The sequence below is a fragment of the Pseudomonas sp. GW822-FHT07A10 genome (assembly GCF_058798795.1).
Map to the genome: position 1 here is coordinate 48956 of NZ_JBXAKV010000009.1, position 24819 is coordinate 73774.

Consider the following 24819-nt stretch of genomic DNA (forward strand, 5'->3'; position numbering starts at 1 on the left):
GCCCCGCTAAACCGCAGCAATGAAAAAACCGGCCAGTGATGGCCGGTTTTTTTTCGTCCGCCATAAAGATCAATGGGGGTTGGCACCACTGGTCAGACCGGTCATGCCAATTTTGCTGCGTCCCCTTGTAATCCTGAAAAAATCCAGCGTAGACTGCGCCTGCACTGGACATACCGGTAAGACCACAATAATTAAGTCCTGAATCTGATGCGCTTGGCGCACGGCAGCCAGGACACCGACCAGGATTCCTCCCATGCTCAGATGGTGCTCGCGTTCAATCTTCCTTCAAGTGGTTCTCGGACTGGTGCTCGGCATCGTCTGCGGGCTGACCCTTCCCGAATACTCCGCCCAACTCAAACCCCTTGGCGACGGCTTCATCAAACTGATCAAGATGCTCATTGGCCTGATCGTGTTTTGCGTAGTGGTCAGCGGCATCAGCGGTGCCGGTGACCTGAAGAAGGTCGGACGCATCGGCCTCAAATCGGTCATCTACTTCGAAATACTGACCACCATCGCCCTGGTGATCGGCCTGGTGTTCGCCTTCACCACCGGTATAGGCAGCGGCGCGAACATTCATCTGGAGCAACTCTCCGCCGCCGACATGGGCGACATCGCCCAGCGCGGTCAGCACATGCACACCACCACGCAGTTCTTGATGGACCTGATTCCGACGTCGGTGATCGGTGCCTTCGCCGACAACAACATCCTGCAAGTCCTGCTGTTTTCGGTGCTGTTCGGCAGCGCGTTGAATCTGGTGGGTGAAGCGGCGTCGGGTATTTCCCGGCTGATCAACGAGCTGAGCCATGTGATCTTCCGCATCATGGGCATGATCGTGCGCCTGGCACCGATTGGCGTCTTCGGCGCCATCGCCTTCACCACCAGCAAATATGGCCTGGACTCGCTGCAACACCTGGGTAGCCTGGTCGGCCTGTTTTACCTGACCTGCGCAGCATTCGTGGCGCTGATTCTCGGCCTGGTGATGCGCCTCTCGGGTCTGCGGATGTGGCCACTGCTCAAGTACCTGCGTGAAGAACTGCTGATCGTCATGGGCACCGCTTCTTCCGACGCCGTGCTGCCACAAATCATGCGCAAGCTTGAGCATCTGGGCATCGGCAGCTCTACGGTCGGGCTGGTGATTCCGACCGGGTATTCGTTCAACCTTGATGGTTTTTCGATCTACCTGACCCTGGCCATTGTGTTCATCGCCAATGCCACCGGCACGCCGCTGGCCATGACTGACCTGCTGACGATTCTGCTGGTGTCACTGATCACCTCCAAAGGTGCCCACGGGATTCCCGGCTCGGCGCTGGTGATTCTCGCCGCCACCCTGACGGCGATCCCGGCAATTCCGGTGGTGGGCCTGGTGCTGGTGCTGGCGGTGGACTGGTTCATGGGCATCGGCCGGGCACTGACCAATCTGATTGGTAACTGCGTCGCCACGGTGGCCATTGCCCGCTGGGAAAAGGACATCGATATCCAACGGGCAAACAAAGTGCTGTCCGGCCAGGTGGGTTATACCTTCCAGCCGAGAAAACCGGTGGTCCCGGCACATCAGCAGGAATTTTAAACAACGTGTGCCTGCCCACAGGCAGGCACATTTATCGCGATTTGGAGCGAACAGTGATTACCTCGTCAACCGTCGTAAATTCAGTGGTAGAAAAACTTCGGGCCGCGCTGGCCCGCGGTCAGTGGCGTTCCGGCGACATGCTGCCGGGCCAGCGTGAACTGGCCGAACAACTGGGCATCAGCCGCCCAAGCCTGCGCGAAGCGGTGATCGTGCTGGAAACCCTCGGGCTGGTGCGCTCGATGCCGGGCAAAGGCGTGGTGGTGCTGGAGGCCAATCTCAGCGACAGCCAAAGCCACGACAGCGCGGTCGCCGGGGCCAGCCTGGAAGACGTGCTGCAACTGCGCTACACCCTCGAACCGTTCATCGTCGGCCTGGTGGCACAGTCCATCAGCAGCAAGGAAGTCGGGCAACTGCGCCTGACCCTGATGGACATGCGCGAAGCCCTGGAAGCCAATGACAGCGAAGCCGGTGTGAACGCCTACATCGCGTTCCACGAAGAGTTGTTCACCCTGACCTCGAACCCGATTTTCCAGAGCGTGGTGCAGCAGACCAGCAATGCCCTCAAGCAAAGCGCCGACGTGCTGCGCAATTCTCCGGAGCACTTGGCTGAGCGCCTTGAAGAAAGCGAAGCCATGGTACGAGCGATCCGCAGCAAAAACAGCGCCCAGGCCAGCGCCGAAATGCGTCGGCACATCCTTCGGGAAAGCCAACGGATGGGCATCGAATTGAACATCCCGGACGACCATATGCACAACTGAACCTCTTTCACTTTCATTTCGGCAACCGGACTGGAGACAGGCCATGGCCAGCTGCGCCTTGAATTCACAGCACCTCACTTTCCCCGTGACCCTACGCCGTCGCCGAGCAGAGGAGAAAACCCATCTGGTGGACAACATCTACCCGCGGGTTTTCGACGCGATTCTTGAACGGCGTATCGACACTGACAGTCGTTTTACCGAAGCGAGCCTGGGCCAGATGTTCGGCGTGAATCGCAACATCATTCGCCAGGTACTTGCGAGATTGTCTCAGCAGCAGGTGATCTTGCTGCTGCCCAATCATCGACCTCAAGTGGCGGCGCCAGATGCTGAGCGGACCCGCCAGACGCTCCATGCTCGACGCCTGACCGAATCCACCTTGATCCGGCTGGCTTGCCAACAACCACAATCAACACAGTTGCGACATTTACGTGACCTGGTTGCCAGAGAGCGCGAATCCGCCGAGCGTGGGTTGCGTGGACCGACGCTTCGCCTGTCCGGTGAATTTCACCTGCTATTGGCTGAATTCGTCGGCAACGTTCCACTGGCCTGGTTTCTCGGAAGCCTGGTACCACCGATTTCCCTGGCAATCGCGCAGTGTGAAGTTCCGTGGAATGATCACGATGCATGGCAATCACACGGGGCGATAGTCGATGCGGTTGAGCGCCGCGATGTGTCGGCTGCGGTCAGGCTGATGAACACGCACCTCGATAAATTGGAGAAACAACTATTCCAGACATGATAAAGATCGGGGCTGACACGTAGTTATTAATGTTTCGCCCCAGTCATGACGCGAAACAATCATACTATTTGTTGCGAATTCGATATAAACAAACTCATATTTTCTTCAGCCAGTTATTCAGACCACTTGAATATCACCCTGAAATCATTACAGCACGACACCCAACACGCCCTGAAAATTACAACCTGACAATCAACAACTGAAATATGAGGTTATAAGCTACGTATTGGTGTCCCGCCCGGAGCATGTTAACTTTTTTCGCACACCATACCGGTGGTTAATAAAAAGAGGAACATGATGAGCGAGATACTTATGGCCATGTCCGGCGACTTCGATAGCGAGTTCGAAGCCTATCAACAAGTCAGCCGAAACGGCATTGAATCGGCAGCACTGACAATCGTCGAGTGTGGCACCGAAAACTGCACCGCCATTCTGTGCTAAAACTGTGGCAGAGCCTGTCTAAAGCCAGAAATACGCCTCCGCGTAAATCTTCTTTTAGATAAAAGCAGCTCAGCCCTATAAAAACTCTGAATACAATGTAGCCAAAGGTAATTACCGGTATCCGGCTGACCGTTGCTCACTGCATTTAGTACCTGACCAACAATGAGAATAACACTATGAACGAGCAGATTCTAAATATGTCCGGCGATTTTGATCGCGACTTTGAAGCGTACCAGTCTTGCGACAAAGACAACATTGAAGCAATGGGCACCACCATTCTTGACTGTGGCACCTTGCAATGCACAGGCCTGGGTTGTTCGATTCCTTGATCATTGGCCGTTATACCGACGACCGACCTGGATAAATTACCAGCCAGTCAGTCTGTCAAGTGATCAACAATAAAAAGATCGAGCAGGCAACGCCTGCTCGATCCATACAGGGAGTTTCGGCATGTTGGCTAATTTCTTGACGTTGCGTCAGCGAGGTAAACGCAGATTTTCTTCTGAAAATGAACTTATCAACTTCAGAAATAACATGATCCGCCTGCATGAAATTGACGACCAGGCCGTCCTGCATTATTTTGGAATGGACCGGAAGGAATTGGCTTCGCTTGTGGAAGAACCCACCAATACGCACCTGCTGCCCAGCAGCAGTGAAGCATCACTAAATTCTTTGCAAAAAAAAATAACTGCACTAGACGCCATAAATACCGACGAGAAGCCAGCCCCAAAAAACAGTGAAAATTTCTATTGGTTCGCCTACCGCTTTTACCTTTATTTTATAGATGCTTTCAAAACAGACGAACGCTACTTGAGTGCGTCGACACACATCTGTGAGCAAACGTTACTTTCAAGTGTTGAAAATTTTATATTAGACAGAATCAGCCGCACCTCCGAACAGAGCCTTGTTCACTATTTGAACACTCAGATTGCCCAAGGCAACAACGTTGAATTGCCTGAACTCAGCCAGCAACTGAGAACTCTTTCACTCAGCACATTTTTTGAAGCCTACCCGGTGTTGGCGAGCTTATTGTTTGGGCTGCTGGAGGATGCAATTGACTATTTGTATACCGTCATTCTCGACTTCGCTGCCGACGTTGAATCTCTGCGAAACGAGTTTTCAATCCCCTGCGATAAAATAAGCGCTATCGAATTTGGTCTGGGAGACCCGCATGGCCGCGGTGAAACGGTTTGTCGGGTTGAGGTCGGTGCAATGCCCCTGGTATACAAACCAAGGGCGAGCCAGGAGGCACTGTTTTTCAATCGTCTCCTTGGTGAACTGCACGAGCAGACAGGCGCTGAGTGTTTTTCTATTTATTCGCCCAGAATTGTCAGTCGTGGAAAACATAGCTGGATAGAGGTAATCGAGAACCTACCCTGTGCAAACCTGGCGGAGGTTGAACTGTTCTACCGAAAAATGGGAGCACAAATCGCCGTTATCCATGCTTTGAACGGTATCGACTTTCATCACGAAAACATTATTGCGCATGGAAGCAACCCGGTCATGATTGACCTGGAATGTTTGTTTACGGCTTCTATCAGCGACCTGCTTTATGACTTGCCGGCTGACTCTGCTCTGTTCAAGGCATTTACGTCGACTCGGCATTCAGTTTTTTCCAGCGGCTTTGTACCTTTCGCGCAAGGTTCAGGTAACGACTTGAGCGGGTTGACACGACAAGAGCGATTCCTCTCCACTGGCAAATCGCTCGTTCATGAAAACGGCTTTTACCATTTGCGCAAAATCAATACAGAACATTGCCTTCAGCAAAAACACCTGCCTCTGCTGGCCGATGAACGAAAAGGGCTGGAGCATTATAAAGAAGCTTTCTTAGAGAGCTTTGAACTTTCCTATGATGCGTTAATGACCCATCGGCAAACCGTTATTCGAATGCTTGAACTATCTGCAGAACAGCTCTCAACCCGTGTACTGGTGAAAAACACCCAACGTTATGCCGACTTTATCGGACTGAGCCGTCATCCACGCTTTATGCAAAACATGCTCGATAGAGAACTCTTACTCGCCACCCTGTGGAAAGATTTGAAAGATGCCTACATTACAATAGGCATTCCCCGGCACGAAATAATGGACCTGCAAAGGTTAAGCATTCCGTGTTTTACCATGCCCCTCACCTCCCGTTATCTAGTGAGTGCACACGGTGAAAAAATCGAAACACCTCAAGTAAGACCGCCGTACGAAAGCTGCTTGAAAAAAATGGACAGCTTGTCTCTAGCGGATAAAGCCTTGCAACGCACTATTCTCGAAACATGTCTGTTTCCAAAGCCAAATGACCTTCAGCCTCTTAATCTCACGCATACTCATACGAAAACTGAACGTTCGGCACCGACTGATCGTCTTGAAAACATCATCAAAATCGCTTCCCGCGTCGAGGAGCTCGCGGTGACGAAAGCGGGCGCGGACATTAGATGGCTATCCTTCCATACACACCCCACGACACATAAAAAATATCTTTCCCCAATGGGTAATGGCCTGTATTCCGGGATCGCCGGGGTTGGACTGTTTTATCTGAGTCTATTCAAAGTAAGCCGGACACCTCATTATTTGACCTGCGCTGATCGAGTGCTGCACTCACTGGCCGAATCATTCGGTTATTTCAAGAGCGACTCGAGTGTCAGTGCATTTCATGGGTTGGGCTCTTATATCTACCTCCTCTTGAGCCGCCAGCAGATCACCGGCGATCAAAAATATAACGATACACTGGAAGACTTACTGACCAGAATAATAGAAGTCCCCCCCAAGGATTATGACTTTGATTTTCTGTCGGGCTGCTGTGGCGCGGTGACGCTAATGGCAAATGTCTATGTATTGAATCCGCGAGAAGATCTGCTATCAGCCATCAGGCGTATGGTCGATTACATAAAAAGTGAGCTCATCATTGAAGAGGGCCGTTTTTTCCGACGCAACGATCAGCCTGTCATTTTGACAGGCCTGTCCCACGGGCTCTCGGGAGTGCTCCATGCCTTGTGCAAAGCCTATGACGTGACTTACGACAGGTCTCTGGTGCCCTTGGCCATTGAGGTGTTCGAGAGCGAAAACCGCTTGACTCGTGACGGGTTCTGGCTGGACTTGAGAGACAAGGAGAATCCGGGGCATTTGACCAAGTGGTGCCACGGGGATGGTGGAATTCTGATTGCCAGGCGACAACTCTTGAAGTCGATGGGAGAGGTCCTAGAGACATCAACCAGACAGAAAGTGGATGAGGATATTTCCAGGTGCGAGAGCAATCTCTGGCGTCATGGCCTTGGGAGCGGTTATAGCTTGTGTCATGGTGACTTTGGCAATCTGATCTGCTTGTACGATTGGTACCGGGATTCAGGCAATCACGAGGGCGTCACCAGAGTTGAAAAAGCATTTGAACAAGTCGCCCATAACTTTTTCGAGGGCAATTTTCTCAGCAGCGATCAGGTTCCCGACATCAGTCTACTGACGGGGATATCAGGTGTCGGGTATGCCTTGCTATATTCCGTTGACCCGACGATTCCCAACATACTGTCGCTCGACTTCAGCGTGCCGGCATAGGCACACCTGACAACGGCAGCTCAAAAAACCGGCGATCACTCAGGCCGGTTTTTTGTGCGAAAACCTGGCGGATCAAAGCATGGAAAACCCTGCCCGAATCTTCTCTTCCGGCAAGTCATCGGCAATAAACACCATCACACTATCGCGCCTCTCCCCCTCGGCCCATTCGGTGTCCCAATCAAAACCATAGAGTTTCAAAACTCCCTGAAACACCAGACGCCGGTCCTCGCCGGCAATGTTCAGCACGCCCTTGTAACGCAGCAGTTGCTTGCCATGCTCTTCGAGCAGTTCGTTCATGAACTCGCTGAGCTTGTCGATATCCAGCGGCTTGTCGGTACGCAGCACCAGGCTGGAAATACGGTCGATGGAGGGCGCCTTGCTCACCGGGCGTAAACTCACACCACCACCGAGGTCGGCATTGAGGTTGAAGCCACGCACATCGAGCAGCTCGGCCAGATCAATCTTGCCGTGGTCAACCACACGAATCGGTGCACGACGGTTGATGCGGGTCAGGCGTTCGCTGAGGGCAGTGAAGGTCGGCTCATCCACCAGGTCGCGTTTGCTCACCAGCAAGCGGTCGGCAAAACCGATCTGCGCCTGGGCAATGGTCTGGGTCAGGTGCAGTTCGGCATGAGCCGCGTCCACCAGGGTGATGATGCCGTCGAGGATGTAGCGCTCGCGCAGCTCTTCATCGATAAAAAAGGTTTGTGCCACCGGGGCCGGGTCGGCCAGACCGGTGCATTCGATCACCAGGCGGTCAAAGGCGATTTCGCCACTGTCCAGGCGCTCCAGTAGCAGGTACAGCGCTTTGGTCAAATCGGTGTGGATGGTGCAGCAGACGCAGCCGTTGGACAGCGTCATCACTTGCACGGGCTCGTCGCCCAATAGTTGGGTGTCGATGCCGGCGTCACTGAACTCGTTTTCGATCACGGCGATTTTCAGGCCGTGCTCGGCTTTGAGCAGGTGGCGCAACAAGGTGGTTTTACCAGCGCCGAGAAAGCCGCTGAGGATCGTGACAGGGATTGGCGCTAACAAAATAAGATCTCCCGGACGCAAAAAAACTGTAGGAGCCAGGTTTGCCGGCGAAAGCATCTTGAAGATCGCCTTCGCCGACAAGCCGTGCTCCTACAGTGGTGTGTTACCTAAACCGCATACATCAACAGCACTTCGGTCCACCCTTGCCGCCGTAACGAGCCTCCTGGCGCTCCCGAAAGAACGCCTCGTAACTCATCACCGGTTTGTCCGGGTGTTTGGTTTGCATATGCTCGACGTAGTTGTCGTAGTCGGGCATGCCGACCATCAGGCGTGCGGCCTGACCGAGGTATTTACCGAGGCGACTCAGGTCATTGAACATGGTGCAATCCTCAGGTTACGCATCCGGCTGAGCCTGGAATGGCGACTCTTTATCCGTGCGTTCTTTGGTGCCCCAGGCGGCAATGCCGACCTTGAGCGCATAGAACAGGATGCTGAACACCACGAACAGGAACAGTGCGGTCAGCGTTGCGTTGGTATAAGCGTTGTAGATCACGTGCTGCATCTGCTCGATGCTCTTGGCAGGCGCAAGGATCTGCCCTCCGGCCAGGGCATCGCTGTACTTCTTCGCCAGCGACAGGAAACCGATCGCCGGGTTGGCGTCGAACAGCTTGATGAAGCCTGCGGTAGTGGTGCAGATCAGCAGCCACACGGCTGGCAGCATGGTGACCCAGATGTAGCGTTGGCGTTTCATTTTGATCAGCACGACAGTTGCCAGCATCAACGCGATACCAGCCAGCATCTGGTTGGAGATACCGAACAGCGGCCACAAGGTGTTGATGCCACCCAACGGGTCGATCACGCCTTGGTACAGCAGGTAGCCCCACATCGCCACACAACCGGCGGTGGCGATCAGGTTGGCGGTCCAGGATTCGGTGCGTCTCAGCGCCGGTACGAAGGAGCCGAGTAAGTCCTGCAGCATGAAACGTCCGGCACGGGTACCGGCGTCGACGGCAGTCAGGATGAACAATGCTTCGAACAGGATCGCAAAGTGGTACCAGAACGCCATGGTGTTTTCACCCGGCAGCACGCTGTGCAGAATCTGTGCGATACCGACCGCCAGGGTCGGCGCACCGCCGGCACGGGCCAGGACGGTGGTTTCACCGATGTCCTTGGCTACCGCTTGCAACGCTTCCGGCGTGATGGCAAAGCCCCAGTTGCTGACCGCTGTCGCTACCGCCACCACATCACCGCCGACGACCGCGGCCGGGCTGTTCATGGCGAAGTACACGCCCGGTTCGATCACCGAAGCGGCAACCATCGCCATGATCGCCACGAAGGATTCCATCAGCATGCCGCCGTAACCGATGTAGCGAGCGTTGACTTCGTTATCCAGCAGCTTCGGCGTGGTGCCGGAGGAGATCAGCGCATGGAAACCCGACACTGCGCCACAGGCGATGGTGATGAACAGGAACGGGAACAGCCCACCCTTCCACACCGGCCCGGTGCCGTCGATGAACTGGGTCAATGCCGGCATTTTCAGCTCGGGCATGGTGATCAGAATACCGATCGCCAGTGCGACGATGGTGCCGATTTTGAGGAAAGTCGACAGGTAGTCACGTGGCGCCAGAATCAGCCACACCGGCAACACGGCTGCCACGAAACCGTAGCCGATCAGCATCCAGGTGATCTGGACCCCGGTAAAGCTGAACGCCTTGGCCCAGACCGGGTCAGCGGCGATCTGCCCGCCGAGCCAGATCGAACCCAGCAGCAACGCCACGCCGATCACCGAGATTTCACCGATGCGGCCCGGGCGGATGTAGCGCATGTAGATGCCCATGAACATCGCGATCGGAATGGTCGCCATCACCGTGAAAATGCCCCAAGGGCTTTCGGCCAGGGCCTTGACCACGATCAGCGCCAGCACCGCGAGGATGATGATCATGATCAGGAAGCAGCCGAACAGCGCGATGGTTCCGGGGATGCGGCCCATTTCTTCACGGACCATGTCGCCCAGGGAACGGCCGTTGCGGCGGGTGGACATGAACAGGACCATGAAGTCCTGAACCGCACCGGCCAGCACCACACCGGCAATCAGCCACAGCGTACCGGGCAGGTACCCCATCTGCGCCGCCAACACCGGACCGACCAGCGGCCCCGCGCCGGCGATGGCCGCGAAGTGGTGGCCGAAAAGAATGTGTTTGTTGGTCGGCACGTAGTCCAGACCGTCATTGTTGATCACGGCAGGTGTAGCCCGACGCGAATCGAGTTGCATCACATTGTTAGCGATGAACAAGCTGTAGTAGCGATATGCGACAAGATAGATAGCGACGGCTGCGACAACGATCCACAAGGCGTTGATCGCCTCGCCTCGGCGCAATGCCACTACGCCCAGGGCGCACGCTCCTACGACTGCCAGCAGCAGCCAGGGTAAGTGGCGTAGCGGGCTATTATTATTTTTCATTTTATGATTCCAGCCAGAGTGGACAAGAAAGACAGCCATCTCGAGTTTAGCGCTACTGGCGGCAAAGACCATAGTTCGACATCAGTCTAGAGCCATCACTGTGCTGGCAGCCTTCGGCAATGCAGGTCTATAGTCAGCGAACCTTTACGAGGATTGCGCCATGAGCGAACAACCTGCCGATCGCCGCCGCTTCAGACGTATTGCGTTCGATGCCCGAACCGAACTGAGCCAAGGGGAATTCACCTGGCCGGTGCGGCTGATTGACCTGTCGCTCAAGGGACTGCTGGTCGAGAAGCCCGAGCCATGGCTGGGTAATCGGGAATGGCATTTCCTGGTCGACATTCATCTCAACGATGACGTCGCCATCAAGATGGATGTGCAACTGACCCACGATGACCATGGCCAGCTCGGGTTCGTCTGCAAACACATCGGCCTGGAATCCATCGAGCGCCTGCGGCGGTTGATTGAGTTCAACCTGGGCGATCCCCGGGAACTAGAGCGCGAATTGGCTGCCCTGATCGAAGTCTGAAAGCCTCCCGCCTTCCATTGTGGGAGCCTGCTCGCTCCCACAGGGTTTGGGTCCCATTTACGGTTTATTCGAACAGTGCGTCGAGGGCCTGTTCCAGGCGCGTCACGGCGATAATCTGCAACCCCGGTGGCGGCTCTTTCGGCGCGTTGCCCTTGGGTACGATGGCGCGTTTGAAGCCGTGCTTGGCCGCCTCTTTCAAACGCTCCTGGCCACTCGGCACCGGGCGCACTTCACCCGACAACCCGACTTCGCCAAACACCAGCAAATCATGGGGCAGCGGCCGGTTGCGCAAACTGGACATGACTGCCGCCATCAAGGCCAGGTCGGAAGCGGTTTCCAGGACCTTCACACCGCCGACCACGTTGAGGAACACGTCCTGATCGTGAGTCGGGATGCCGCCGTGGCGGTGCAAAACCGCCAACAACATGGCCAGGCGATTCTGATCCAGACCGAGCGTCACCCGGCGCGGGTTGGCCAGGTGGCTGTCGTCCACCAGCGCCTGAACTTCCACCAGCATCGGCCGGGTGCCTTCCCACGTGGCCATGACCACACTGCCCGGGACTTCCTCCTGAGCGCGTGTCAGGAAAATCGCCGAAGGGTTGGAGACTTCTTTCAGGCCTTTGTCGGTCATGCCGAACACGCCCAGTTCATTCACCGCGCCGAACCGGTTTTTCACCGCCCGCAGCAAACGCAGGCGCCCATCGGATTCGCCTTCGAAATACAGAACGGTGTCGACCATGTGCTCCAGCACTCGGGGGCCGGCCAGCGCACCTTCTTTAGTGACATGGCCCACGAGGAAAATCGCCGTGCCGCTTTGCTTGGCGTAACGCACCAGCAATGCCGCACTTTCGCGCACCTGGGAGACACCGCCCGGTGCCGACTGCAGTTGCTCGGTGAAGATCGTCTGAATCGAGTCGATCACCATCACCTTGGGCTTTTCCTGCCGGGCGGTGGCAATGATGGTTTCAATGCAGGTTTCAGTCATCACCCGCAGTTGATCCTGAGGCAAGCCCAGCCGTCGGGCACGCATGGCCACTTGTTGCTGGGACTCTTCGCCGGTGACATACAGCGCCGGCATGCTCTTGGCGAGGTTGCACAAGGTTTGCAACAGAATGGTCGACTTGCCGATACCGGGGTCACCACCGATCAACACCACCGAGCCATCCACCAGACCACCGCCCAAAACACGATCGAGCTCACTGGACGCCGTGGAGAACCGCGGAATTTCTTCGACGCTGACTTCGGCCAGGGTCTTGATCTGAGCCTGCTGGCCGGTCCAACCGGTGCGACCGCTGGGGGCTGCGGCGCCGCCACTCTCCACCATGGTTTCGGTCAGCGTGTTCCAGGCCCCGCATTCGCCGCACTGGCCGGCCCACTTGGGGAAGGTTGAGCCACACTCGGTGCAGCCGTACATGCGCTTGGCCTTGGCCATCTGAACTCCCGGCAAAAACCGCGATGATAGCTCAGCTGACGCGGATCAGCGCGGCGCCGCCGTGCGGATTTCACCGCTGGCCAGACGCGCGGCACTGTTGCCCAGCGGATCCTCGGCGTTCAGGTCCGCCCCTTTGGCCTTGAGTGCGTCGAGCAACTCGACGCGCTTGAACAATCCGGCATACATCGCGGCAGTCTGCCCGGCGCCGTTGCGTTGGTCGGGGCTGCAATTGGCGGCCAGCAGGGTTCGAGCGATCTGCACTTCGCCTTTGAAAATCGCGCCCATCAGCGCGGTATTGCCGCGTTGATCCTGAGCGCAGGCGTCCGCCCCGGCCGCCAACAAACGCTCCACGGCGGCACCCTGACCGTGATAGGCAGCCAGGATCAACGCGGTGTAACCCTTGCTGTCGCGGGTGTCGAGGGAATAGCCGGCCTCGATGAAGGTCTCGAGCACCGGCACATCCCCCCTTCGGGCGGCATCGAAATAGTAATCCTGTAATTGCGCTTTCAGCGCCTCGGGGTCCTTCGAGACTTGCGCGTCAGGACCGGCGAATACACCGAACGACACGCACGCCAGAAACACAGACAGATAAACACGCATGGCGGGACTCCTTGGTCAGACGGGACCTCGTACGAGGCCCCGCTTCAGGCAGATAGATCAGTCGACCAGTTTGGCCGCCAACGCCTTGACCCGGGCCAGATCACCCTTGGCCACTTTGGTTACGCCTGTCCCGTATTCCGGGTCGGCCTTGTACAGGAAGGACAGAATGATGTGCTTGCTCTCCTCATCGGTGGTGGCCAGTGAGCCGCCGAAGCTGTCGATCAGGTCCTGACGTTCCTTCTGGTTGAACGAGCGATACAGATCGCCGGCCTGCTTGAAATTCTGCTCACGTTGAATCTTCGCCTGCTGCGTGCTACCCGACAGGGTCGACTGGCTGTAACGCGCGGTTTGCGGCTCCTCACGGGGCAGCAGACGGCTCGGTTGGTAATTCACCCCCGTGCTGCTGGCGCCGATGTTCATCGCACCATCCTGATTACCGTTGTTCACGGCGACTTTCGGTGCGTTGATCGGCAACTGCAGAGCATTGGCCCCCAGGCGATACAGTTGGGTATCGGCATACGAAAACACTCGCCCCTGCAATAAACGATCTTCCGAAGGCTCGATACCCGGAACCAAGTTGGCCGGTGCCATCGCCACTTGTTCGGTTTCCTGGAATACATTCGCCGGATTACGGTTCAATACCATCTGTCCAACTTTTCGCTCAGGAACACCAGGCCAAATCTTGGTGGCGTCCAATGGATCGAAATCAAACTTGGACAAATCTTGAGGTTTTAGAACCTGGACGTACAAGTCCCACTTCGGAAAGTCCCCCTTGTTGATATGGACAACCAAGTCGTTGGTCATATGACTGTAATCTTGACCTTGAACATTGGCGACTTCTTTAGGAGTGAGATTTTTTATTCCCTGCAAACTTTTCCAGTGAAACTTTACATAGTTAACTTCGCCCTTAGCGTTAACCAACTTGTAGGCATGTACACCGTTGCCGTCCATCTCCCGATAGCTGGCCGGGGTGCCGGAGTTGGAGTACAACTCGGTCAAGGTGCGAGTGGCTTCCGGAACATGAGAGAAGAAATCGAAACGACGGGAGTCATCGTCAAGATTGGTGCGCGGGTCCGGCTTGAAGGCATGGACCATGTCCGGAAACTTGATGGCGTCCCTGATGAAGAAGGTCGGGAAATTGTTGCCAACCAGGTCCCAGTTACCGTCTGCGGTGTAGAACTTGGTGGCGAACCCCCGTGGGTCACGCAGCGTTTCCGGTGAGTGGTTGCCATGGACCACTGCGGAGAAACGCACAAATACCGGCGTGCTCTGGCCACCGGCGAATACCTTGGCCTTGGTCAAGTCACTGAGGTCGTCAGTCACGGTGAACGTGCCATGGGCGCCGGTGCCACGGGCATGCACCACACGCTCAGGAATGCGTTCACGGTCGAAACGCTGCAGCTTCTGAATCAACTGTACATCTTGCAACAGCACCGGCCCGGTCGCGCCGGCGGTTTGCGAGTTCTGGTTGTCGCCGACAGCGGCACCATTATCACGGGTCAACGTCGCAGCGTTGATGGAGAAGGACAGCAGGCTGACGGTCAGAACGCCGAAGGTACGACGGAGGGGAAAAGCCCCGAGGCCAAGGGGAGTTGTCATGGAAGTTTCCTCTGGTTTTATTAAGCGCATCCTGGTGCGCACCACAGAGGCTAGTGACCCAAAGGCCAAAACATAAATAGAAATCCCGTACCGGGCCGATAGCAAGAAGGTTCTGGAAAGCCCGGTCTAGAGCGGGTAAACGCGCGCGAATAGTGGCGTTTTGTAAACTAATTACCAGAAGATGTGTCGATAGAAACGGGCATTGTAAGAAGGCGTTTCAAGCAAGGGACGCTTTGCTGATTTACACTGCGCTCACCAACCTCATCTGTAACAAGGAAATAACCTATGGGCGTGATAAGTGAGTTCAAGGCCTTCGCGGTCAAAGGTAATGTGGTCGACATGGCCGTCGGTATCATCATCGGCGCTGCTTTCGGCAAAATCGTTTCTTCGTTTGTCGGCGATGTGGTGATGCCGCCAATCGGCTTGCTGATCGGTGGGGTGGACTTCAGTGATCTGGCCATTACGCTCAAGGCCGCTAACGGTAATGTCCCGGCAGTGGTGCTGGCGTATGGCAAGTTCATCCAGAGCATGATCGACTTCATCATCGTTGCCTTCGCGATCTTCATGGGCGTCAAGGCTATCAACCGTCTGAAACGCGAAGAGGCCGTTGCGCCAACCCTGCCGCCGGTTCCGACCAAGGAAGAAGAACTGCTGAGCGAGATCCGCGATCTGCTCAAGGCTCAGAACAATCGGCCCTGATCGCTGATTGCCCAGAGAAACGGCGCCTTCGGGGCGCCGTTTGTTTACCAGTAGGTTTCCACCGCCACTTGGCCAGGTCGGCGACTGAGGCTCAAGTGCATATTCCGTTGTTTGAGCAGCTTGCGCGTGTCATCGATCATCTGCGGGTTACCGCAGAGCATCACCCGTGAATGCTCCGCGGTCAGTGCTACACCAGCCGTCTGTTCCAGTTCACCATTCTCAATGAGACTGGTGATCCGCCCGTTCAAGGCACCCGAATGCTGTTCGCGGGTGACGGTGGCGATGAATTGCAGTTTGTGCGCGTACTCGGCCAGGTAGTCACGTTGCGCCAGCTCCGTAATCAATGCCTGGTACGCCAGCTCCCGCGCTTCGCGCACGCTGTAGACCAGGATGATTCGTTCGAATTTCTCCCAAACTTCGAAGTCCTGAAGGATCGACAGAAACGGCGCTACGCCCGTGCCGGTGGATAACAACCAGAGGTCACGGCCATCGACGAAGCGATCCAGGGTCAGATAACCAAAGGCCTGACGGTCGACCAGCAGCGTATCGCCAACTTCCAGCCGACTCAGCTCACTGGTGAACTCCCCTCCCGGCACAACAATGGAGAAAAATTCAAGGAACTCGTCATAGGGTGACGAAACCATGGAATAGGCCCGCCATACTATGTTGCCGTCTGCCTTGGTCACTCCCAGCCGGGCGAATTGCCCTGCGCGAAAACGAAAGCCCGGATCCCTGGTGGTCCGCAGAGTAAACAGATTGGGAGTCAATGGCTGGACGTTAAACAGCGTCTGGCGAGTGAATTTTTCTGCACTGGCAGTCATGGGTCGCTCCATTCAACAGATGACCCCAGTGTCCCGCAAAGCGGGCTGTGTAAACACCGATGATTTGTAATGTCTTTCATCCGGGTAACAAAACAGTACAACAATAAAAACAAATACATGAGCGTCGGATTTTGTCTTTCCATAAAGAATAGCTAAGAACCAGTTATGCCGCTCCACGCTTTTTTAAAGAGCAAAATAGTTCAGCATGTTTGTAAGAATCCTCCTACACTCTGGGACGTGCCGGATCTTGGATCCAATTGGCACCCCCAAGAAAGTCCGCATGGAGTTACCAAATGAAAGTGTGGAAGGAGTCACAGTTAACACAGCTTTCTGGCGCTCAAGAAATAAAGTCTGCATATGAGATGTCGCTTAATCTCGTCAAAAATATGGGCTTTAATTTCTGTGCATTTTCAATAACATCCCCAACAACAGGGACACACCACCATAAGATAAATTTGAATAATTACCCTAGAGAATGGAACACGAAATATGAAAACGAGCATTACGATGCGGTTGATCCAATACTAGCCCACTGCCATGATTCCGAAGTGCCGATTCTCTGGCAAGAAGAGTGCTATTCAAAAACACCAAGGCTGTGGCAAGCGAAAAAAAACCAGGGGTTGAACTACGGCTGGTCCCAATCCGTTCATGATAGGAACGGGCTTTGCAGCATGCTGAGCGTGGCCAGAACCCATTGCCCGATTACCGCATATGAACTGTACAAAAATCTGGGCTACGCGATATTTATTAGCCGTCACCTGCACGGGCTTGTCGCGAAAGACCTGCATGTCTCCTCGCTGAAGCCGGCCACGGTGCATTTATCATGCAGAGAAATTGAAGTACTGAAATATTCAGCCGACGGCAAGACGGCCTGCGAGATCGCAATCATCCTCAGACTGAGTGAAAGCACAGTAAATTTCCATATAAAGGGCGCTATCCGCAAATTTGGCGTCAACAACAAGATTGCAGCGGTGATCAGCGCAGCAAGGTCGGGGGTTATCTGAAACTGTTCGAATCTGGTAATCCCTGCGAGTAATCCGGACGAAAAAAACGTACCATTGCGATCCGTTCTGAGTGATGCCGTGGAAAGTTCCACGACGCCGTCCGCTCGGATGGTTCCGCCCGCTACAACGCCCCGAAGCGGCGGCCCCCGTTGATTATCAGAGCCCCGCCTCATGCCCTTGCTCGAAACCCCCTTCGCTCAACTCAATCTGATCCGCCAGCCAGAACAGCAGAACGAACCGCTGCAAGCGTTCGATGCCGCAGACGAATACCTGCTCAATCATCTGGCCGGGCAACAACCGACAGCAGATACTCGCGTACTGGTACTCAACGACAGCTTCGGCGCATTGGCCGTTAGCCTGGCGGGCAAGGTCCGGGTCACCAGCAGCGGCGATTCATTTCTGGCCTTTCAGGGGCTCGAAAAAAACCTCATGCGCAACGGCCAGGCGTTTGATTCGGTGCCGAGCGTACCTGCCAGCGAAGCCTTCGTCGGGCCGTTTGACCGGGTATTGATCCGGGTACCGAAAACCCTGGCCTTGCTGGAAGAGCAACTGATCCGGCTACAGGGTCAATTGGCTCCCGGCGCTCAAGTGATTGCCGCCGCGATGGTCAAGCATCTGCCACGTGCCGCGGGCGATCTGCTGGAGCGCTATATCGGCCCGGTGCAAGCCTCGCTGGCCATGAAGAAGGCTCGGTTGCTGATCGCCACGCCCGAAGCCAAAGCCCCCGCTGTCTCTCCATACCCGACGCGCTATCGACTCGACACGCCTGCAATCGAACTGCTCAATCACGCCAATGTGTTCTGTCGCGAAGGGCTGGATATCGGCACGCGGGCCTTTCTGCCGCACTTGCCGAACAACCTCGGCACAGCGCGGGTCGCCGATCTGGGGTGTGGCAACGGCGTGCTGGCGATCGCCAGCGCCCTGCAAAACCCCGAGGCCCATTACACATTGGTGGACGAGTCATTCATGGCCGTGCAATCGGCCGCTGAAAACTGGCGCGCGGCGCTGGGTGATCGTGACGTGATCGTACGTGCCGGCGATGGGTTGGCGGGGCAGGAACCCCAATCCCTCGACGTGGTGCTGTGCAATCCGCCATTCCACCAACAGCAAGTGGTCGGCGATTTCCTGGCCTGGCGGATGTTCCAGCAGGCGCGCGAAGCGCTGGTGGTGGGCGGCGCGCTGCACATCGTCGGCAACCGTCATCTGGGCTATCACAGCAAGCTTGCGCGGTTGTTCCGCGGCGTGGAGCAAGTAGCGGCCACACCCAAGTTCGTAATTCTCAAGGCACGCAAATAACAGCAGGCAAAAAAAACCCTCCGTCGCAGGAGGGTTATAAATCCGTGCCGCAAGGCAACGGGATGGGAATTTCAGTGGGTACTCAGGCCCGCGGCATTCATGAACATGCGCATCAGCGTGGCCACGATGAACAGTGCCCCAACGCTGCCTGCCCAGATCAACGCCAGCCAGCCGAGTCGTTGCCAAAGCGGCTTTTTCTCTGCGGCTTCGATTTCCTGCAAATCAGGTTTGCCAGCCATCATCGCGTTCTCCTCTGCAACGGCGCAGGTATCAACCTTGCGCCGTATTCGTATGGGCTAGTGGTAACCGTCTTCGTGGGTGACCTTGCCGCGGAACACGTAGTAGCTCCAGAAGGTGTAACCCAGGATGAACGGGATGATGAACAGCGTGCCCACCAGCATGAAGCCCTGGCTCTGCGGCGGTGCGGCAGCGTCCCAGATCGAAATCGACGGTGGCACGATGTTCGGCCACAGGCTGATACCCAGACCGCTGTAGCCGAGAAAAATCAGCACCAGGGTCAGCAGGAATGGCGTGTAGTGCGCATTGCGGGCCACCGCGCGAATCAGACCGTACAGGGTCACCAGCACCAGAATCGGCACTGGCAGGAACCAGAACAGATTCGGCAGGGTGAACCAGCGTGCGGCGATCTCGGCGTGGGCCAACGGCGTCCAGATGCTGACGACGCCAATCACCGCCAGCAACACGAAGGCCAATGGTCGCGCCAGATCATGCATCTGCTCCTGCAGCTTGCCTTCGGTCTTCATGATCAACCAGGTGCAACCGAGCAGCGCATAAGCCACTACCAGCGCCGCGCCACAGAACATCGTGAACGGTGTCAGCCAGTCGAGTGAACCACCGGCAAACTGACGATTGACCACCGGCAGCCCATCGATGAACGCACCCAATGCCACGCCCTGGAAGAAGGTCGCGGTGATCGAACCACCGATGAATGCCTTGTCCCATAGATGGCGCTTGGCGTCCTTGGCCTTGAAGCGAAACTCGAAGGCCACGCCACGGAAAATCAACCCGATCAGCATGAAAATCAGCGGCAAGTACAACGCCGAGAGCACCACCGAATAGGCCAACGGGAAGGCGCCGAACAATGCCGCACCACCCAATACCAACCAGGTTTCGTTGCCGTCCCAGACCGGGGCGACGGTGTTCATCATCACGTCACGGTCGGTCTTGCCCTTGATGAACGGAAAAAGAATCCCGATCCCCAGGTCGAAGCCGTCCATGACCACGTACATCATGATGCCGAAGATGATGATCACGGCCCAGATCAGCGGAAGATCAATACCCATGATTCAAATCTCCTTGGTCAGGCTGTGGTTGTGATCGCCGTCACCGTTGTCGTCGTCGGCGGCGGACAGCGGACGGGCCGGCGTGCGTTTCTGGCCAGGACCACCCTCGTTGGTTTCCTTGCCTTCGTCGATCTTCGGCCCTTTGCGCACCAGGCGCATCATGTAGCCAAGACCGGCACCGAACAGCGCGAAATACACCACAACGAACATGACCAGGGTGATGCTCATCTGCACGAAGCTGTGCCCGGAGGACGCATCCGCCGTGCGCATCAAGCCGTAGACCACCCACGGCTGACGGCCGATTTCAGTGGTGAACCAGCCAGCGAGAATCGCGATCAGGCCGGATGGGCCCATCCACAGCGCCAGGTACAGGAACGGACGCGAGGTATACAGCGTGTCGCGCTTGCGCAGCCACAGGCTCCACAAACCGGTGAAGATCATCAGGAAACCCAGGCCGACCATAACCCGGAACGACCAGAACACGATGGTCGAATTCGGCCGGTCTTCAGGCGGGAACTCCTTGAGCGCCGGCACTTGTTTGTCCAGGGTGTGGGTCAGGATCAAGCTGCCCAGGTACGGAATCTCGACCGCGAATTTGGTCTTTTCGGCTTTCATGTCCGGCCAGCCGAACAGGATCAATGGGGTCGGTTCATCGCCGACATTTTCCCAGTGACCTTCAATCGCAGCGATTTTCGCCGGCTGGTGCTCGAGGGTATTGAGGCCGTGGAAGTCACCGATGACGGCTTGGATCGGCGCCACGATCAGCGCCATCCACATGGCCATCGAGAGCATGGTGCGGATGGCCGGGTTGTCCTTGCCGCGCAACAAATGCCAGGCCGCCGACGAACCGACGAAGAAGGCGGTAGCGACGAACGCCGCCGTAGCCATGTGCATCAGCCGGTAGGGGAACGACGGGTTGAAGATAATCGCCAACCAGTCCACCGGAATGACCTGGCCGTTGACGATTTCGTAGCCCTGCGGGGTCTGCATCCAGCTGTTGGAGGCGAGAATCCAGAAGGTCGAGATCAGGGTACCGATGGCGACCATGACCGTGGCGAAGAAGTGCAGCTTGCGCCCGACCCTGTTCCAGCCGAACAGCATGACGCCGAGGAAACCGGCTTCGAGGAAGAACGCGGTGAGTACCTCGTAGGTCAGCAACGGCCCGGTCACGGAACCGGCGAAATCCGAGAAGCGGCTCCAGTTGGTGCCGAACTGATAGGCCATGACCAGGCCGGACACCACACCCATGCCGAAGTTGACGGCAAAGATCTTCGACCAGAAATGGTACAGATCGCGGTAAGTGTCGTTGTGCGTCTTCAGCCACAGGCCTTCGAGTACCGCCAGGTAACTCGCCAGACCAATGGTGATGGCCGGGAACAGGATGTGGAACGAAATGGTGAACGCGAACTGAATCCGGGCGAGATCAAGTGCCTCCAAACCGAACATAAGTCTTCCTCTGTCAGGTAATACTGGCTGAAGGCTTGCGGCCTGCACCCACTGCCCCCACGGTTATGGAGTGTGGCGAATTTGAACTCGTTCTTTTTCTACCATCATCACAACGTAGGGAATCTGGCCATCTGGCCACCGGATCATTTCCACGAAGGGTCTTGATCTGGATCAAGCAACGTTGAAAGAGTAGTCGCATTTTTGCCGATGGACGGTGTGGTCTATTGCCGCGTGACAGGTTGCCTCACGGGTTTGGTCATGCGTTGCAATGCATTCCCTGTGGCGAGGGAGCTTGCTCCCTCGCCACAGGGAATTTGTATGTTCTGTGGGATCGGTGTCTAGCTAACTAAATTTTCCGCGCTCGCAACCTCTGGTTACAGGTTGATGATAATCTCGCCCTTCCCCTCACCCAGACTTGCCTTCAGATGCCCAGCCAAGCGCCCCTGCTGTTACGTCATCACCGCCCTTTTATCGCGTTCTGGCTGGCTCGGGTATTTACCGCCAGCGGTTTTCAAATGCTGACCGTGGCCATCGGCTGGAATCTGTATCAACTGACAGGCAACGTGCTCGATCTGGGTCTGGTGGGTCTGGTGGAATTTGCCCCGCGGGTGTTGTTCATGCTGCACACCGGGCATGTGGCGGATCGCTATGACCGGCGCAAGGTCGCGGCGATCTGTCAGTCCGTGCAAGCGCTGATCGCCCTGTCGCTGGCCATCGGCAGCGCGACGGACCATGTCACCCGGGAGATGATCTTCATCCTCGCATTCCTGCTCGGCGCCGCCCGCTCCTTCGAGATGCCAACCACCCAGGCCTTGCTGCCGAGCATCGTGCCCAGTGCTTTATTCCCGCGCGCGGTTGCTGCCGCGCAATCTGCGCAGCAATCGGCCACCATCGTTGCCCCGGCGCTGGGCGGTTTGCTTTACGCCTTCGGCAGCGTCTGGGTGTATGGCCCGACGGTGATCCTCTACCTCATCGCCTGTGCGCTGATGCTTAACCTACCGGCTCGGCAGACACCGTTGAACAAGGGCAAGGCGACCCTGGATTCGCTGCTCGCAGGCATCCGCTTCATTCGCAGCCGTCCGGATATTCTCGGGGCGATTTCCCTGGATCTGTTTGCCGTCTTGCTGGGTGGCGCGACTGCGCTGCTGCCGGTGTTCGCCAAAGATATTCTGCTGACCGGCCCTTGGGGTCTGGGCCTGCTGCGTTCGGCCCCGGCGGTGGGCGCACTGCTGATGTCGCTGTTTCTGGCGCGATTTGCCGTGGAACGCAACGTCGGACGGGTGATGTTTACCGCCGTGGGTGTATTCGGCGTGGCAACCATCGCTTTCGGCCTGTCGACTTCGTTCTGGTTCTCTCTCGCTGTGTTGGTGGTTTTAGGCGCGGCAGACATGATCAGCATGGTGATCCGCGCCTCGTTCGTGCAGCTGGAAACCCCGGACGAGATGCGCGGCCGGGTCAGTGCCGTGAATGGCTTGTTCATCGGTGCTTCGAATCAGCTCGGCGAATTCGAGTCTGGCTTGACGGCCCACTGGTTCGGCACCGTACCGGCCGTGGTGATGGGCGGCATCGGCACACTGATGGTGACCGGGGCCTGGGTCAAACTGTTCCCGACCCTGGCCAACCGCGACCGTATGCATGTACCGGGACCGGTGGAAGAAGTCAGGGCCTGAAGCTGATCAGGGGGGACAGGAATGTCCCACACCTGCATCCAAAAAAGGCCGGCAATCAGCACCAAGCATAAATTCTCCGACCAAGTGCAATACATAGATAGTGCATCAAGTGTAATGTATCGCCTTACACTCTGAGCATGATCAAATCCTTTCAGCACAAAGGCCTTCGTGGCTTCTACGAAACCGGTTCGACTCGTGGGATTCGAGCAGATCATGCGAAGCGTCTGGCTCGCATGCTGCAGTTTATGGATCGCGCAGCGACTCCCGACGACCTCGACCTTCCGGGGTGGCGATTACATCCGCTCAAGGGCGATCTGGTCGAATATTGGTCACTCAGTGTTTCGGGGAACTGGCGGGTTATTTTTCGTTTTATTGGTTCGGATATCGAACTGGTCGACTATCTGGACTATCACTGACAGGAGGCAGGACCATGCCCATGCACAACCCGCCACACCCTGGCGAAACACTTTTGATGGATGTATTGCCCGAGCTTGGCATCAGCGTCACCGAACTGGCCCGACACCTTGGATTCGCCCGCCCGCATCTTTCGCGAGTGCTGCACGGCCATGCGCCCATCAGTCCGGATCTGGCGGTACGCCTGGAGCGGGCTGGAATCGGTAAGGCTCGTATGTGGTTAGGCGTTCAGACCGACTACGATCTCTGGCAGGCGGAGCAGCGTGAGCAACCGCTCATCGAGCCGATTGCTGTCCACGCCTGATATTTCTAAACAAGCAATTCCCCCGCCACCGCCGACCGCGTGGTTTTGCCGCAGAGTTGCTCCACCAGCGTCAGCGCAAACTCCAGCGCGGCGCCCGAACCCTGGGCGGTGATGCAGTTGCCATCGACCACCACCGGTTGATCGACGAAGTTGCAGCCCGACAATTGATGGCTGACGGAAGGCAGGCACGTCATGCGCCGCTGACGCAGCACGCCAAAAGTCTGCAGCGCCAGCGCCGGCGCTTCGGCAATGCCGGCGAACAAGCGTCCGGCGGCGACCTGGTCCTTGATCAATTGTTGCAGAGGTTGATGGGCCGCCAAATGCTGCGTCCCCACGGCGCCGCCGGGCAAAACGATCAAGTCGAAGGGTTGGGCCAGCAAATCGACCAGCATCGCATCGGCGGTCAGGCGGGTGCCGCGCGCGCAGGTCAGCATGCGCCGCGACTCGATACTGGCCACCACCACTTCAACCTTGGCGCGGCGCAGTACATCGATCAGGGTCACGGTTTGCAGATCGTCGATGCCCTCGGCGAGGGTAATCAGGGCTCTAAAGGTCATGGGCGCGGTCCAGAGAATGATCTTTAAAGCGTAGTCAGCTTTCCTGACCCTTGTTCGAGCCTGGCCGTTACTTGATGTAAAGCTGCGTCGACATCGTGTTGCCCGGCGCGTTGATCGAGGTGTTGCTGAACGTGAAGATGCCGTCCTGCTTGCCTGCCAGGTTGAAGATGTACAGATAGCCGACAGTTTTTTTCCCGACTGAGCACTCGGTCAGGTTGCCGGTATCAAAAGCACAGACTGGGGTCCGGGTGCCATCCACCTCGAAACCGTCCAGGGCAACATGGGCTTCGCGACCGTAGCCGACTTCCAGCACATACACCTTGATGTTCGGCCCCTGGTGATCGCAACGAGTCTGCTCCTGCTTGTCCGCAATATCTTCAAAGCCACAGTTGGGCGACTCGACCTTGAGCACCTTGACCTGACTCAGAGGTGGAGCCGTCGCTGCCGAGGCGGTTTGGGCACCCAGGAACAACGCGATCAACATTGCGAATGCGACAACCACGCGCGTGCTCATGTACTTCATATTCCGCCCTTCCCTGCCCTAAAAAAACAGCGCGCAGTATGGCGCAGTTCCCTTTTTGGCAAAACATCGACGACGATCGCAGCCATAAGCAGCCATAGCCCCACGCTGCTGGTATGATGCGCGGCTTTTTCCGACCCACAGAA

At 56.6% G+C, this 24819-nt stretch carries 25 protein-coding genes; 13 read left to right on the forward strand and 12 right to left on the reverse strand.

Features of this window, described 5'->3' with window-relative positions; translation table 11 throughout:
- Nucleotides 1-253 precede the first annotated feature (253 nt).
- The 6 genes from AC1RL4_RS16365 (at nucleotide 254) to lanM (ending at nucleotide 7042) form a co-directional block, all read left to right on the forward strand.
- On the forward strand, nucleotides 254-1567 hold the full coding sequence (locus AC1RL4_RS16365; RefSeq protein WP_018925865.1) for a C4-dicarboxylate transporter DctA: 1314 nt from the start codon (nucleotides 254-256) through the stop codon (nucleotides 1565-1567).
- Nucleotides 1568-1620: 53 nt separating this feature from the next.
- On the forward strand, nucleotides 1621-2325 hold the full coding sequence (locus tag AC1RL4_RS16370; protein WP_019581280.1) for a FadR/GntR family transcriptional regulator: 705 nt from the start codon (nucleotides 1621-1623) through the stop codon (nucleotides 2323-2325).
- A gap of 43 nt (nucleotides 2326-2368) precedes the next feature.
- Nucleotides 2369-3064 carry a GntR family transcriptional regulator gene (locus AC1RL4_RS16375; protein WP_026331861.1) on the forward strand — a complete coding sequence of 232 codons (696 nt, stop codon included), beginning with the start codon at nucleotides 2369-2371 and terminating at the stop codon, nucleotides 3062-3064.
- A gap of 297 nt (nucleotides 3065-3361) precedes the next feature.
- Nucleotides 3362-3505, forward strand: coding sequence for a hypothetical protein (locus AC1RL4_RS16380; protein WP_169342470.1), 144 nt, complete (start codon nucleotides 3362-3364; stop codon nucleotides 3503-3505).
- 176 nt (nucleotides 3506-3681) lie between these two features.
- On the forward strand, nucleotides 3682-3834 hold the full coding sequence (locus tag AC1RL4_RS16385; protein WP_019581282.1) for a hypothetical protein: 153 nt from the start codon (nucleotides 3682-3684) through the stop codon (nucleotides 3832-3834).
- A 121-nt stretch (nucleotides 3835-3955) separates the two neighbouring features.
- Nucleotides 3956-7042, forward strand: coding sequence for a type 2 lanthipeptide synthetase LanM (lanM, locus tag AC1RL4_RS16390; protein WP_230173136.1), 3087 nt, complete (start codon nucleotides 3956-3958; stop codon nucleotides 7040-7042).
- Nucleotides 7043-7114: 72 nt separating this feature from the next.
- Here the strand turns inward: lanM and yjiA are convergent, their stop codons facing one another.
- The 3 genes from yjiA to AC1RL4_RS16405 form a co-directional block, all read right to left on the reverse strand.
- Nucleotides 7115-8077 (reverse strand): GTPase, encoded by a 963-nt coding sequence (gene yjiA / locus AC1RL4_RS16395; RefSeq protein ID WP_204124862.1) that lies wholly within the window; start codon nucleotides 8075-8077, stop codon nucleotides 7115-7117.
- A gap of 121 nt (nucleotides 8078-8198) precedes the next feature.
- On the reverse strand, nucleotides 8199-8396 hold the full coding sequence (locus tag AC1RL4_RS16400; RefSeq protein WP_007937254.1) for a YbdD/YjiX family protein: 198 nt from the start codon (nucleotides 8394-8396) through the stop codon (nucleotides 8199-8201).
- A 15-nt stretch (nucleotides 8397-8411) separates the two neighbouring features.
- The gene (locus tag AC1RL4_RS16405; protein WP_019581285.1) at nucleotides 8412-10478 is read right to left on the reverse strand and encodes a carbon starvation CstA family protein; all 2067 of its coding nucleotides are present in this window, start codon (nucleotides 10476-10478) and stop codon (nucleotides 8412-8414) included.
- 160 nt (nucleotides 10479-10638) lie between these two features.
- Here AC1RL4_RS16405 and AC1RL4_RS16410 point away from each other — a divergent pair, with 160 nt between their 5' ends.
- Complete coding sequence (locus tag AC1RL4_RS16410) at nucleotides 10639-11007, forward strand: PilZ domain-containing protein (protein ID WP_230173134.1); 369 nt, start codon at nucleotides 10639-10641, stop codon at nucleotides 11005-11007.
- A gap of 64 nt (nucleotides 11008-11071) precedes the next feature.
- On the opposite strand, the gene radA is transcribed toward AC1RL4_RS16410, so the two are convergent.
- Genes radA through katB form a run of 3 tightly spaced genes read right to left on the reverse strand, consistent with a single transcriptional unit; the run spans nucleotide 11072 to nucleotide 14638 of the window.
- Complete coding sequence (gene radA, locus AC1RL4_RS16415; protein ID WP_019581287.1) at nucleotides 11072-12439, reverse strand: DNA repair protein RadA; 1368 nt, start codon at nucleotides 12437-12439, stop codon at nucleotides 11072-11074.
- 45 nt (nucleotides 12440-12484) lie between these two features.
- Nucleotides 12485-13039 (reverse strand): ankyrin repeat domain-containing protein, encoded by a 555-nt coding sequence (locus AC1RL4_RS16420; protein WP_230173132.1) that lies wholly within the window; start codon nucleotides 13037-13039, stop codon nucleotides 12485-12487.
- A gap of 57 nt (nucleotides 13040-13096) precedes the next feature.
- Nucleotides 13097-14638, reverse strand: a complete 1542-nt coding sequence (gene katB / locus AC1RL4_RS16425; protein WP_019581289.1) for a catalase KatB — start codon at nucleotides 14636-14638, stop codon at nucleotides 13097-13099.
- Between the two features lie 285 nt (nucleotides 14639-14923).
- Here katB and mscL point away from each other — a divergent pair, with 285 nt between their 5' ends.
- Nucleotides 14924-15337, forward strand: coding sequence for a large-conductance mechanosensitive channel protein MscL (gene mscL, locus AC1RL4_RS16430; protein WP_019581290.1), 414 nt, complete (start codon nucleotides 14924-14926; stop codon nucleotides 15335-15337).
- 44 nt (nucleotides 15338-15381) lie between these two features.
- On the opposite strand, the gene AC1RL4_RS16435 is transcribed toward mscL, so the two are convergent.
- On the reverse strand, nucleotides 15382-16158 hold the full coding sequence (locus tag AC1RL4_RS16435) for a ferredoxin--NADP reductase (RefSeq protein WP_028938870.1): 777 nt from the start codon (nucleotides 16156-16158) through the stop codon (nucleotides 15382-15384).
- A gap of 293 nt (nucleotides 16159-16451) precedes the next feature.
- Between AC1RL4_RS16435 and AC1RL4_RS16440 the strand changes: the two genes are divergently transcribed.
- Together AC1RL4_RS16440 and AC1RL4_RS16445 are read left to right on the forward strand one after the other, a co-directional pair.
- Nucleotides 16452-17162 (forward strand): autoinducer binding domain-containing protein, encoded by a 711-nt coding sequence (locus tag AC1RL4_RS16440; RefSeq protein WP_019581292.1) that lies wholly within the window; start codon nucleotides 16452-16454, stop codon nucleotides 17160-17162.
- Nucleotides 17163-17333: 171 nt separating this feature from the next.
- Nucleotides 17334-18458, forward strand: coding sequence for a methyltransferase (locus AC1RL4_RS16445; protein WP_028938869.1), 1125 nt, complete (start codon nucleotides 17334-17336; stop codon nucleotides 18456-18458).
- Nucleotides 18459-18529: 71 nt separating this feature from the next.
- Here AC1RL4_RS16445 and AC1RL4_RS16450 read toward each other — a convergent pair whose 3' ends face one another.
- Genes AC1RL4_RS16450 through AC1RL4_RS16460 form a run of 3 tightly spaced genes read right to left on the reverse strand, consistent with a single transcriptional unit; the run spans nucleotide 18530 to nucleotide 21208 of the window.
- The gene (locus tag AC1RL4_RS16450) at nucleotides 18530-18697 is read right to left on the reverse strand and encodes a DUF2474 domain-containing protein (protein ID WP_081625770.1); all 168 of its coding nucleotides are present in this window, start codon (nucleotides 18695-18697) and stop codon (nucleotides 18530-18532) included.
- 57 nt (nucleotides 18698-18754) lie between these two features.
- On the reverse strand, nucleotides 18755-19762 hold the full coding sequence (gene cydB / locus AC1RL4_RS16455; RefSeq protein ID WP_230173130.1) for a cytochrome d ubiquinol oxidase subunit II: 1008 nt from the start codon (nucleotides 19760-19762) through the stop codon (nucleotides 18755-18757).
- A gap of 3 nt (nucleotides 19763-19765) precedes the next feature.
- Nucleotides 19766-21208 (reverse strand): cytochrome ubiquinol oxidase subunit I, encoded by a 1443-nt coding sequence (locus AC1RL4_RS16460; RefSeq protein WP_019581296.1) that lies wholly within the window; start codon nucleotides 21206-21208, stop codon nucleotides 19766-19768.
- A gap of 425 nt (nucleotides 21209-21633) precedes the next feature.
- On the opposite strand from AC1RL4_RS16460, the gene AC1RL4_RS16465 reads away from it, so the two are divergent.
- The 3 genes from AC1RL4_RS16465 to AC1RL4_RS16475 all read left to right on the forward strand — a co-directional run bounded on the left by AC1RL4_RS16465 (nucleotide 21634) and on the right by AC1RL4_RS16475 (nucleotide 23596).
- Complete coding sequence (locus tag AC1RL4_RS16465; RefSeq protein ID WP_019581297.1) at nucleotides 21634-22878, forward strand: MFS transporter; 1245 nt, start codon at nucleotides 21634-21636, stop codon at nucleotides 22876-22878.
- A gap of 137 nt (nucleotides 22879-23015) precedes the next feature.
- Nucleotides 23016-23294 carry a type II toxin-antitoxin system RelE/ParE family toxin gene (locus tag AC1RL4_RS16470; protein ID WP_019581298.1) on the forward strand — a complete coding sequence of 93 codons (279 nt, stop codon included), beginning with the start codon at nucleotides 23016-23018 and terminating at the stop codon, nucleotides 23292-23294.
- 14 nt (nucleotides 23295-23308) lie between these two features.
- On the forward strand, nucleotides 23309-23596 hold the full coding sequence (locus AC1RL4_RS16475) for a HigA family addiction module antitoxin (RefSeq protein WP_019581299.1): 288 nt from the start codon (nucleotides 23309-23311) through the stop codon (nucleotides 23594-23596).
- Nucleotides 23597-23601: 5 nt separating this feature from the next.
- On the opposite strand, the gene AC1RL4_RS16480 is transcribed toward AC1RL4_RS16475, so the two are convergent.
- Both AC1RL4_RS16480 and AC1RL4_RS16485 read right to left on the reverse strand, forming a co-directional pair.
- Nucleotides 23602-24153, reverse strand: coding sequence for a DJ-1 family glyoxalase III (locus AC1RL4_RS16480; protein WP_019581300.1), 552 nt, complete (start codon nucleotides 24151-24153; stop codon nucleotides 23602-23604).
- 67 nt (nucleotides 24154-24220) lie between these two features.
- Nucleotides 24221-24676, reverse strand: a complete 456-nt coding sequence (locus AC1RL4_RS16485; protein ID WP_028938867.1) for a DUF4879 domain-containing protein — start codon at nucleotides 24674-24676, stop codon at nucleotides 24221-24223.
- Nucleotides 24677-24819: the final 143 nt, after the last annotated feature.